General features: G+C 43.6%; 10 protein-coding genes. 6 read left to right on the forward strand and 4 right to left on the reverse strand.

Features of this window, described 5'->3' with window-relative positions; translation table 11 throughout:
* Window positions 1–355: 355 nt before the first annotated feature.
* The gene (gene gpmM / locus AACW90_RS22760; protein ID WP_390239340.1) at window positions 356–1,885 is read right to left on the reverse strand and encodes a 2,3-bisphosphoglycerate-independent phosphoglycerate mutase; all 1,530 of its coding nucleotides are present in this window, start codon (window positions 1,883–1,885) and stop codon (window positions 356–358) included.
* 291 nt (window positions 1,886–2,176) lie between these two features.
* Between gpmM and AACW90_RS22765 the strand changes: the two genes are divergently transcribed.
* The 4 genes from AACW90_RS22765 (at window position 2,177) to cysE (ending at window position 5,311) form a co-directional block, all read left to right on the forward strand.
* Window positions 2,177–2,611: a rhodanese-like domain-containing protein gene (locus AACW90_RS22765; protein ID WP_195704940.1), complete on the forward strand. Its 435-nt coding sequence runs from the start codon at window positions 2,177–2,179 to the stop codon at window positions 2,609–2,611.
* Between the two features lie 213 nt (window positions 2,612–2,824).
* Window positions 2,825–3,295, forward strand: a complete 471-nt coding sequence (secB, locus tag AACW90_RS22770; protein WP_195704941.1) for a protein-export chaperone SecB — start codon at window positions 2,825–2,827, stop codon at window positions 3,293–3,295.
* Between the two features lie 163 nt (window positions 3,296–3,458).
* The gene (gene gpsA, locus AACW90_RS22775; protein ID WP_390239319.1) at window positions 3,459–4,487 is read left to right on the forward strand and encodes an NAD(P)H-dependent glycerol-3-phosphate dehydrogenase; all 1,029 of its coding nucleotides are present in this window, start codon (window positions 3,459–3,461) and stop codon (window positions 4,485–4,487) included.
* Between the two features lie 2 nt (window positions 4,488–4,489).
* On the forward strand, window positions 4,490–5,311 hold the full coding sequence (gene cysE, locus AACW90_RS22780) for a serine O-acetyltransferase (protein WP_390239322.1): 822 nt from the start codon (window positions 4,490–4,492) through the stop codon (window positions 5,309–5,311).
* Between the two features lie 85 nt (window positions 5,312–5,396).
* On the opposite strand, the gene AACW90_RS22785 is transcribed toward cysE, so the two are convergent.
* The 3 genes from AACW90_RS22785 to AACW90_RS22795 form a co-directional block, all read right to left on the reverse strand.
* A complete protein-coding gene (locus AACW90_RS22785; protein WP_390239326.1) occupies window positions 5,397–6,746 on the reverse strand; it encodes an MATE family efflux transporter in 1,350 nt (449 codons plus the stop codon).
* Between the two features lie 149 nt (window positions 6,747–6,895).
* A complete protein-coding gene (locus AACW90_RS22790; protein WP_390239329.1) occupies window positions 6,896–8,347 on the reverse strand; it encodes a dihydrolipoyl dehydrogenase in 1,452 nt (483 codons plus the stop codon).
* Window positions 8,348–8,473: 126 nt separating this feature from the next.
* Complete coding sequence (locus tag AACW90_RS22795; protein ID WP_390239332.1) at window positions 8,474–9,205, reverse strand: glutathione peroxidase; 732 nt, start codon at window positions 9,203–9,205, stop codon at window positions 8,474–8,476.
* A 184-nt stretch (window positions 9,206–9,389) separates the two neighbouring features.
* Here AACW90_RS22795 and oxyR point away from each other — a divergent pair, with 184 nt between their 5' ends.
* Both oxyR and AACW90_RS22805 read left to right on the forward strand, forming a co-directional pair.
* On the forward strand, window positions 9,390–10,274 hold the full coding sequence (oxyR, locus tag AACW90_RS22800; RefSeq protein WP_390239334.1) for a DNA-binding transcriptional regulator OxyR: 885 nt from the start codon (window positions 9,390–9,392) through the stop codon (window positions 10,272–10,274).
* A gap of 95 nt (window positions 10,275–10,369) precedes the next feature.
* Entirely contained in the window at window positions 10,370–10,651 is a 282-nt protein-coding gene (locus tag AACW90_RS22805; RefSeq protein WP_390239337.1) for a GIY-YIG nuclease family protein, read from the forward strand.
* The last annotated feature ends 170 nt before the right edge of the window (window positions 10,652–10,821 follow it).

Raw genomic sequence — 10,821 nt, forward strand, 5'->3', positions numbered from 1 at the left:
GTGTTCTTTGACTCATGATACAGGTCTCATTCCAAGGCATAAGCTTCTCCTCTATGAAGCTTACACATTAACACCTGTTACCCATGTGCCCGGTCAGATCTGTTACCTATGTGGGCGGTCAATACCTTACGGCACCAGATTCCCTCTTTCGAGGGAATGACGACGGGGCCGAGGGAATGACGACGGGGCCGAGGGAATGACGATGAAACCGAGGGAATGGTAATGAAAGCGATGAAGTGACGATGGAAACGAGATCGTGAGGATAGAACGGAGAGTGCCAAAAGAATCGAAGTACCAACGAAAAAGCGCTCAACATTCAAAAATATTGAGCGCTTAAGTATCTTAGTGCTTCAAATTAAACTAGGACTTCACCTGTCATTTCCGCAGGAATTTCCATATCGGTTAGTTTAAGCATCGTTGGAGCAAGGTCAGACAGTTTGCCGCCCTCTTTAAACGCAACATCTTTGTTACCAACATAGATAAGTGGAACGGGTAGATTTGTGTGCGCAGTGTGAACACCACCTGTTTCTGGGTCTACCATCATCTCTGCATTGCCATGGTCGGCAGTGATAAGTAGTTGGCCATCCACTTCTTTGATTGCAGCCACAACCTGTGCAACGCAACCATCGATAGCTTCAATAGCCTGCTCTGCTGCTTCATAAACGCCAGTATGACCTACCATGTCAGGGTTAGGGTAGTTACAAATAATATTGTCATACTCACCTGACTTAATAGCGGCGACCAGTTTTTCAGTCAGCTCTTCAGAGCTCATCTCCGGTTGAAGATCATACGTTGCTACCTTTGGTGAAGCAACGAGGCTGCGAACTTCGCCTTCAAATTCATCTTCTACGCCACCGTTGAAGAAGAAGGTTACGTGTGCGTATTTTTCTGTTTCAGAGATACGTAGCTGCGTTTTACCTGCTTTAGATAGCCATTCGCCGTATGTGTTTTCTAGCGACGCTGGTGGGAATGCACAAAGTAGGGGAATATTTGCGGCATATTGAGTCAACATAACGAAATCAACGGCCGGAAACTTAGTACGTTCAAAGTCTGTAAATGCGGGTACAAATGTACGCGTGATCTCACGAGCACGGTCAGCACGATAGTTCATAAAGATAACCGCATCGCCATCTTCAATAGCGGCAGACTTTTGATCTTCTGTTTTTAGTTCTGTTGGTTTAACAAACTCGTCGTTTTCATCGCGAGCGTAAGCGGCGGCAAGGCCCTCAACAGCAGAGTCATAAGTAAACTCAGATTTCGCATCCGTTAATAGGTTATAAGCTTGCTCTACACGATCCCAGTTATTATCGCGGTCCATGGCGTAGTAACGACCGACGAGAGAAGCAACGCGGCCTTTACCGAGTTCTGCAAATAGGTCTTGGAAACGTTGAAGTGATTTTTCTGCGCTACGCGGTGGGGTATCACGTCCGTCTAGGAAACAGTGAAGGTAAACGTTTTCTGCACCACGTTCTGCGGCCATTTTAATTGCTGCGTAGATGTGGTCTTCATGGCTGTGAACACCACCTGGAGACATCAGCCCCATAATGTGCACGGCATTACCGGTTTTCGCGGCTTTGTCGATGGCCGCAACAAGGGTTTCATTGTGTTGGAATTCACCGTCAGCAATAGATTTAGTGATGCGTGTAAGGTCTTGATATACCACGCGACCAGCGCCAATGTTGGTATGACCAACTTCAGAGTTGCCCATTTGACCATCAGGTAAGCCAACATCTAAACCAGAAGCAGAAATAAGAGTATTAGGTTGATTAGCAAACAAGCTATCCATGAACGGCGTATTTGCATTGTTGATAGCATTGCTTGCGCTTTCTTCACGGTATCCCCAACCGTCAAGAATCACTAGCGCCATCGGCTTCTTAGTTGGCATATTTTTAGCTGACATACTTATGACCTCGTCAAATTTTTAAAAGATTCTAGAAAATAAATTAGTGTGATTTTACTACAGTTTTGAGACTAAGCGCAGGTTTTTTGTTGGTGCGTGGTTTGTGATTTGTCGTTCGAAGCTAATAACTGCCATTCCTGATAGTTTGGAATAGTGGTTGTTTAGTCATGACGGGTGTTCGCGACCGCGCAAATTTATTAAGATTCTAGCATCGGCTTGCGTTACTCGTTATACTCTCACACTACTTGAAAAACTAACGCGAAGAGCACTTTAGAAATGCAAGAATATATTGATTTTGTACAGGGCAACATGCTGCTGGCTATGGCTTTTGTTGGTATCGTTGTGGCGCTTATTTTAAACATCTATAAAACCTCAACGGCTAAATACAAAGAAATATCACCCGCTCAGTTAACTCAATTCATCAACAGAGATGAAGGAGTGGTGATCGATATTCGTACGAAGGACGAATTCAAACAAGGTCATATCACCGGTGCACTTCACATTTTACCGTCTGAAATCAAATCTGGAACGGTACCAAACCTTGAAAAATACAAAGAGAGCCCAATTACAGTGGTATGTAAAAGTGGCCAAGCGGCTACCGAGAATGCAAACCTGTTAGCGAAAGCGGGTTATGAGAATGTTAACTTATTAAAAGGTGGCATTCTGTCTTGGAGCGAAGCAAAAATGCCACTCGTTCGTGGTAAAAAATAAAATTTATTGCACTGGATGTTTTATTACGCTGAATAGGTTTTAATTCGCCGAATAGTTTTAGAGCATTTTGCCGAATTAGATGTGATAGCGAGCACGAAATAAGTTGTTCATCTAGTTTTTGTCGACTTGCTCAGTTAGTCTCAGTGCATTCTCAATTTTCGTCCTATTAATGGACTTACAGAATTCTTTGAAAAAAGATTTAAGGAAAACAACATGGCTGAAGCAGCACCGCAAGAGAACCAACAGAACTTCACTATCCAACGCATCTTCTTAAAAGATCTCTCTTTTGAAGCGCCTAACTCTCCTACTATTTTTCAAAAAGAGTGGGTTCCAGACGTTAAGCTTGATCTTGATACTCAAAGCCGTGAGCTTGGTGAAGGTGTCTACGAAGTCGTTCTACGTTTAACTGTGACAGTTAAAAACGAAGAAGAGACTGGCTTCTTATGTGAAGTTCAACAAGGTGGTATTTTCACTGCTGAGAAAATGGAAGCAGGACAACTTGCACATTGTTTAGGTGCTTTCTGCCCTAATATCCTTTTCCCATATGCTCGTGAAACAATCTCTAGCTTAGTGGTTAAAGGGACATTCCCACAATTAAACCTAGCACCTGTAAACTTTGATGCTTTGTTTATGAACTACCTACAGAATCAAACCCAAGCTGAAGAAACGCCAACTGACGCGTAGACTTATACCCTAGGTTTAGAGCCTTCGTTTTTATCGCTTCTAGATTCTGGTAAAGAGAAAAGCGAGCGCTCAAGATTCGATATAAAAATGCACAATGCTTTATGCTTGTGCATTTTTTGCTTAAGCTAACCTAAGACCGACAACACAGACAGGAAAAGTGCATATGATTAATTCTCACAATGCCTATGGAAAAGAGATTGCAATGACTGTGATCGGAGCAGGTTCATATGGGTCATCACTGGCGATTTCGTTAGCTAGAAATGGTGATAATGTGGTTTTGTGGGGGCATGATCCTGAGCATATGCAGCGCCTTGAAAGTGACAGAGCTAACCAAGAGTTTTTACCTGATATTACGTTTCCTGACACATTGATTGTTGAGTCTGATTTAAAGAAAGCGGTCCAAGCAAGCAGAGATCTTCTCGTCGTAGTACCTAGTCATGTGTTTGGCATTGTACTTAAAAGCCTAAAACCTTTTCTAAAAGAAGAATCTAGAATTTGTTGGGCAACCAAAGGCTTAGAGCCTGAAACGGGTCGATTACTTCAAGAGGTTGCGTACGATGTTATCGGTGATAGCTATTCACTTGCGGTTTTGTCAGGGCCAACCTTTGCTAAAGAGCTTGCCGCTGGTATGCCAACGGCGATTTCAGTAGCATCCCCTGATGCTGACTTTGTCGAGCAACTTCAAGAAAAAATTCACTGTAGTAAGACCTTCCGAGTGTATGCAAATAACGATTTTATTGGCATGCAACTTGGTGGTGCGGTTAAGAATGTTATCGCTATTGGTGCGGGAATGTCGGATGGTATTGGCTTTGGTGCTAATGCCCGTACGGCATTGATCACGCGTGGTTTAGCGGAGATGACACGTTTGGGCACGGCATTAGGTGCACAACAAGAAACCTTTATGGGAATGGCGGGTTTGGGTGATTTAGTGTTGACCTGTACCGATAATCAATCCCGTAATCGCCGATTTGGTCTCGCATTGGGACAAGGCAAGGATATTGATACCGCACAGGTAGAGATAGGCCAAGTTGTCGAAGGATACAGAAATACGAAAGAAGTTTGGTTGCTTTCGCAGAGAATGGGTGTTGAAATGCCAATAGTTGACCAAATATATCAAGTATTATACCAAAGTAAAGATGCTCGATTGGCAGCGCAAGACCTATTGGCGAGAGATAAAAAAGCGGAAGGATAAGTATGAAACACTGCAAGCCAAGTAATGTATGGCAGACGATTGTAAAGGAAGCACGCGAGCAGGCCGTACAAGAGCCAATGCTGGCCAGTTTTTACCACGCAACCATTATAAATCATGACAGTCTTTGTGCCGCGCTAAGCTATATATTGGCAAACAAATTAAAAACAGCGTCGATGCCCGCGATGGCGGTTAGAGAGGTGGTTGAAAAAGCGTTGGCGGCGGATCCTGAAATTACAGAATCAGCCGCGTCTGATATCTGCGCTACGGTAAACCGAGATCCTGCGGTAAGTCTTTATTCTATCCCTCTACTTTACCTGAAAGGGTTTCATGCGTTACAAGGTTACCGGGTTGCTAATTATCTATGGAAGCAAAAACGTTATGCTCTTGCTACCTATTTACAGAACCAGATTTCGGTTGCATGCCAAGTAGATGTACACCCTGCGGCGACGATAGGCAAAGGTATCATGCTTGACCATGCTACCGGTATTGTCATTGGTGAAACGGCCGTAGTTGAAGATGATGTGTCGATACTGCAAAACGTAACATTGGGTGGTACAGGTAAAGAAGGCGGCGATCGACATCCGAAGATTCGTGAAGGCGTGATGATTGGTGCTGGTTCTAAAATCTTAGGCAATATTGAGGTGGGTCGAGGAGCGAAGATAGGCTCTGGTTCCGTGGTACTTCAATCCGTCCCTGAGCACACTACTGTTGCTGGCGTGCCTGCAAAAATAGTAGGGCGACCGACAACCGACAAACCCTCTGAGGATATGGATCAGGCGTTTAACGGTAAATCTAATGTTTACACTGATGGTGCTGGGATTTAGTTGATTTAGTCGTGCCTTGTTTTTTTAAACACTCACTGCGTTCGTTTGTAGATTCCAGAAACGAACATAGTGAGCGATCCCCGATTCAACACTCAACACTCAAAGCTAACATCTCTCTCCGTAGTCTAAGCGCGTATAAATACCCACACACACCACCGACCATATTACCTATCAACACCCCTGCGAATAGCCCTTGAATTCCATATAGCCAACTGCCTATCCAAGCGGCAGGAAGGGTGAAAATAAACAACCTCATAAAGCTCCAGTAAAATGCCTGTAGTGGTTGATGCATTGCATTTAGGCTGCTGACTAACAACATAATAATGCCTTGGAAGCCATAGCTAAAAGGCACGATGATGAGGTAGAGCCAAATCAAATCACTCACCGCTTCTTCTCGACCAAACAGAGCCGCGATAGGAATACTGAGAGGAATCATCATGATGAAAATAAAGAACTGAAATACCAATGAAAAACGCATCGACAGAAACATGGCATCAAAGCTGCGTTCGTAGTTTTTTGCACCTAAATTTTGCGCCATAAAAGGTGTGAGAGCAGAAGTTAAGGACATGACAACCAATAACAATAAAGACTCAATACGTTGGGCTGCACCATAAGCCGCAACGGCAGCAGTACCATGATTGGCTAAAAGCATCATTAGAACGGCACCTGAAATGGGTGTCATTGCAGTAGATATGCCAGCAGGTGTACCTATTTTCAAAACCTGTTTCCAGTCGGCAATAATGTATGAAATATTGGGTAAACTAAGTAGTTTTTCTCTCTTGATCAAAAGATAGAGTGAGCAGAGAAGGGCGCCAAACCAACTTACACCACTGGCAATTGCCGCACCTTGAATACCTAACTCAGGGAAAGGGCCGTAGCCAAAGATCAATAGCGGATCCAGAATACCGTTAATCAGTCCCGCCACAATCATAATTTTGGCGGGGGTCTTGGTATCGCCTGTTGCCCGAATAGCGCTATTACCAGCCATCGGAATGACCAGTAAAGGAATCGTGACATACCAGATCAGCATGTACTCTTTAATGAGCGGTATGAGTTTATCTTCAGCGCCTAAAAAACCAAACAGCGGCTCAATAGTAAATAGACCAAAAAGCGAGGCGATTGAAATAAGTAGTATTGCGAGTAATAAACCATGAGAAGTAAAGTGTGCCGCATGTTTGTTTTCGCCCTGACCTAATAGCCGGGCAATATTCGTTGATAAACCAATGCCTATCCCCATGGTAATGCAGTTGACGCCGAAGGTGACCGGGAAAGTAAAGCTTATTGCGGCAAGTGCATCAGTGCCGAGCAAGGAGATAAAAAAGGTATCAACAACATTAAACATCAAGATCGCAACTAACCCAAATACCATAGGTACGGTCATATTTCGAAGAACTTGAGGTATCGGTGCCGTTAACAGCCCGTGTCTATCTTGCATGCAATATTCACAAAGGGGATTGGGTAGTTAGGATACCGTTTTTTTGGGGGTTCTCATAGAAGGGGATTTTTAAAAGATCACAATGTGTTGAGAATTTTGAGTCTGAAGCCCCTTGGTGCCTCAAAACTCAAAACGAAGTATTCGTTAGATTAACAACCCGGACCACAATCCAGACAATGTTCAATTGTCTCTGGGCCAAGATGTAATTTGGCATTTAGGTCTCTAAGTGCGGTACGAACGCCTTCTTCTATGACAGGATGATAATAAGGCATGTCGAGCATGTCAGAAACCGTCATTTTATTTTGGTGTGCCCACGCAAGTAAATGGGCAAGATGTTCTGCGCTAGGCCCTATCATTTCAGCGCCTAAGAATCGTCCTGTACCTTGTTCACCATAGACATGCAATAACCCCTTATTGCGAAGCATTACACGTGACCGACCCTGACCTTCAAACGACACTTCCCCTGTCGCAAAGCAGCCACAGTTACCCAAACGTTCCGTTATCTGCTTATACGTTTCGCCAACCATCGCAATCTGTGGGTCAGTAAAAACAGCAGAAATAGATGAGCGACGAAGCCCGGCCCGGATATCAGGATAACGACCAGCGTTATCTCCCGCTATACGACCTTGATCTGCCGCTTCATGTAACAACGGTATTTGATTGCTTGCATCACCTGCAACAAAAATACTGGCGACAGAGGTTTGTAATGTGAAGTGATCCGCTGTTGGTATTCCGCGAGCGTCTAATTCGATATCCGTGTTCTCAATATCCAGTTTATCCACATTGGCTCTACGACCGGTGGCCGCGAGAACATAATCGACAATAAATAGTTCTAGTTCATCGTCTTGGTTGATGAACTGTATTTCCACTTTATCGTCAACGCGCTTCATGCTTTCAACTTTTACGTCGGCGTTTAAGTAAAATTCTTCTTTAAAGGCGTTGTTAGCGTATGCCATGACTTCTGGGTCAGTGATAGGGCCGACTTGTCCGCCAACACCGAATAGTTTTATTTTGACACCTAAACGATGCAATGCCTGACCTAGCTCAAGGCCAATTACTCCGGGACCAAATACGGCGACCGATTCAGGTAGGTCGTCCCAATCAAACACATCATCATTGATAACTAATCGGTCGCCAAGGTCATTCCAAACGGCAGGGTATGCAGGTCGAGAACCTGTTGCGATAATGATACGGTCTGCTTTTATTTCCGTATGCTCATCGACCATCAAGGTGCTGTTATCGATAAATTTGGCATAACCTACAACTTTATCTTCAGAAGGGATCTCATCTACCCCTTCAAGTACAAAGCCTACAAAGCGATCTCTTTCTCTTTTTATTCTGTCCATCACTTCACGGCCATTAATCACTATTTCGCCTTGAGGGTGAACGCCGAATGCAGGGGCTTTTTCAATCTGATGAACACTTTCTGCGGCTGCGATAAGCAGTTTAGATGGCATGCATCCAACTCGGGCACATGTTGTCCCAAAAGGACCGCCTTCAATTATCACGACGTTTTTATTATGTGCTTTTGCTGCACGATAGGCGCCAAGACCCGCTGTACCACCGCCAATGATGGCCACATCTACATTGATTTTTTTCATGAGAGATCTCTTTTGTTAGCTTGTGCTTTGTTTGAATGGTGACTTTTTCTATTGAGCATGGTGCGTAAACCGTAAACGAGGTTTACGCACCATATAGAGAGCGTTAATGAACGCTCTCCGTTTGAATTATTGGCCTAAGAATGCCTCTAACTCTTCACTTCCACCAATGTGCTTACCACCAATGTAGACTTGAGGTACCGTTGTTTGTCCTGTTACGGCACGTAATGTAACGGTCGTTGCATCTTTACCAAGTACCACTTCTTCAAACTGAAGGCCTTTCGCTTTTAGGTCTTGCTTCGCTTTAGAACAGAACGGGCAGCCAGGTTTCGTGAATACAGTGATAGATTCTTGAGTTTTGTATTCAGGCGCGACGTACTTAAGCATCGTATCTGCATCAGAAACTTTGAACGGGTCGCCAGGTTCGTTTGGTTCGATGAACATTTTTTCAACAACCCCATTCTTAACTAGCATGCTGTAGCGCCATGAACGCTTGCCAAAACCGATCTCACTTTTGTCTACCAACATGCCCATGCCGTCTGTGAAGTCACCGTTGCCATCAGGGATAAAGGTAATGTTTTCTGCTTCTTGGTCATCTTTCCATGCGTTCATAACGAATGTGTCGTTGACGGAGACACAAAGGATGTCGTCGACACCATGGTCTTTGAATACAGAGTTTAGTTCGTTATAGCGAGGTAAGTGGCTTGAAGAACACGTAGGAGTAAACGCACCCGGTAGGCTGAATACAATCACCGTTTTGTCTTTAAAAAGCTCATCCGTTGTCATACTGATCCAAGCATCACCTTGACGAGCAGGGAAAGTAACTTGTGGTACGTTTTGGCCTTCTTTAGTTGCTAACATAATAATTTCCTTGGGTTTAAATATAGATTATAGAATAAGTCTGAAGCCTGATTGGGCAGAATAAATATTTAATTTAGCGGAGACGTCTCCGTTTCGTTGATGCTATTATTAGATATTTCGTTTGATAGTTCTAATCGTTTAATACTATAGTAACGATAGTTAACTTCTATCTTGGGTATAAAAAATGAACATTCGAGACTTTGAGTATCTTGTAGCTTTAGCTGAACATAAACATTTCCGTAAAGCGGCAGAGGCCTGTTTTGTGAGCCAACCAACGTTAAGTGGTCAAATTAGGAAATTAGAAGACGGGTTAGGGACCACGCTATTGGAGCGAAGTAGCCGCCGAGTTCTATTTACAGAATCAGGTTTACAGTTAGTTGATCAAGCAAAAAAAATCTTAAGTGAAGTAAAAACCTTTACCGATATGGCGAGTTTGCAAGGTAAAGAGATGAGTGGTCCGCTACATATTGGTTTCATTCCTACGGTCGGTCCATATTTAATGCCCAAAATTGTACCTAAGCTAAAAGACGATTTTCCCGATCTCGATCTCTTTTTACATGAGGCGCAAACTAACCAGTTAGTTAATCAATTGGAAGAGGGGCGGCTGGACTGCTTGGTATTGGCATCCGTCGCCGAAACGGAGCCGTTTAAAGAGATAGAGCTTTATACGGAGCCTCTCTATGTGGCCGTTCCATGTGGGCATGAATGGGCAGAACAAGATGAGTTAGATATGCAGATGCTTAATGGCCATACCGTATTGTCGCTAGGAGATGGGCATTGCTTGAGAGATCAGGCGTTAGGTTTCTGTTTTGCTGCTGGAGCGAAAGATGATGAGCGTTTTAAGGCAACAAGCCTAGAAACACTTCGAAATATGGTTGCCGCGGGTGGAGGGATAACATTGTTACCCGAACTTTCGATTCCAGAAAATCGGCTTCAAGACGGTGTGAAGTATTTGAAGGCTAAAAAGCCCGTGCCATCGCGTCTAATTGTTCTTGTTTATCGGCCGGGTTCGCCATTGCGACACCGTTTCGAAGAACTGGCAAAATCGATCGCGAGTTATTTGGTATAAGTGAAATACGTGAAACTGGTCGAGCAAATTAGCTAAGTCTGCCGTATAAATATTTGTGGTTGTTATCCTATAATAATTTGGCGGAAGTCATTGCTATGCAACCTTGTGTTTATATTATGTCTTCAAGTAATGATAGAGCTATTTACATAGGTGTTACGAGCCAGTTGAAACAGAGAATATGGCAACATAAAAATAATGTGGTTCAAGGGTTTTCGAGTAAATACAAAACGTATAAATTGGTTTTTTTTGAAATGCATAGTGATATGAATTCCGCATTTCTTAGGGAAAAAAGATTAAAGAAATGGAATAGAAAATGGAAGATGGATTTAATTTCATTGGAAAATCCAAACTGGATTGATCTGTATGACAGCTTGTAATCTCCTCATTCCCTCATTCCCTCGTAGCATCGTCATTCCCTCGTGGGTATTGACCGCCCACATAGGTAACAGATCTGACCGGGCACATGGGTAACAGGTGTTAATGTGTAAGCTTCATAGAGGAGAAGCTTATGCCTTGGAATGAGACCTGTATCATGAGTCAAAGAACA

Source organism: Vibrio frigidus (assembly GCF_042465995.1).
Taxonomy (GTDB): domain Bacteria; phylum Pseudomonadota; class Gammaproteobacteria; order Enterobacterales; family Vibrionaceae; genus Vibrio.

What these genes read in the sequence shown, in the direction of transcription:
- AACW90_RS22785 (WP_390239326.1), bottom strand. Translation starts at nt 6,746, where the DNA reads ATGCAAGATAGACACGGGCTGTTAACGGCACCGATACCTCAAGTTCTT.
- cysE (WP_390239322.1), top strand. Translation starts at nt 4,490, where the DNA reads ATGAAACACTGCAAGCCAAGTAATGTATGGCAGACGATTGTAAAGGAA.
- AACW90_RS22765 (WP_195704940.1), top strand. Translation starts at nt 2,177, where the DNA reads ATGCAAGAATATATTGATTTTGTACAGGGCAACATGCTGCTGGCTATG.
- gpsA (WP_390239319.1), top strand. Translation starts at nt 3,459, where the DNA reads ATGATTAATTCTCACAATGCCTATGGAAAAGAGATTGCAATGACTGTG.
- AACW90_RS22795 (WP_390239332.1), bottom strand. Translation starts at nt 9,205, where the DNA reads ATGTTAGCAACTAAAGAAGGCCAAAACGTACCACAAGTTACTTTCCCT.
- secB (WP_195704941.1), top strand. Translation starts at nt 2,825, where the DNA reads ATGGCTGAAGCAGCACCGCAAGAGAACCAACAGAACTTCACTATCCAA.
- AACW90_RS22805 (WP_390239337.1), top strand. Translation starts at nt 10,370, where the DNA reads ATGCAACCTTGTGTTTATATTATGTCTTCAAGTAATGATAGAGCTATT.
- oxyR (WP_390239334.1), top strand. Translation starts at nt 9,390, where the DNA reads ATGAACATTCGAGACTTTGAGTATCTTGTAGCTTTAGCTGAACATAAA.
- AACW90_RS22790 (WP_390239329.1), bottom strand. Translation starts at nt 8,347, where the DNA reads ATGAAAAAAATCAATGTAGATGTGGCCATCATTGGCGGTGGTACAGCG.
- gpmM (WP_390239340.1), bottom strand. Translation starts at nt 1,885, where the DNA reads ATGCCAACTAAGAAGCCGATGGCGCTAGTGATTCTTGACGGTTGGGGA.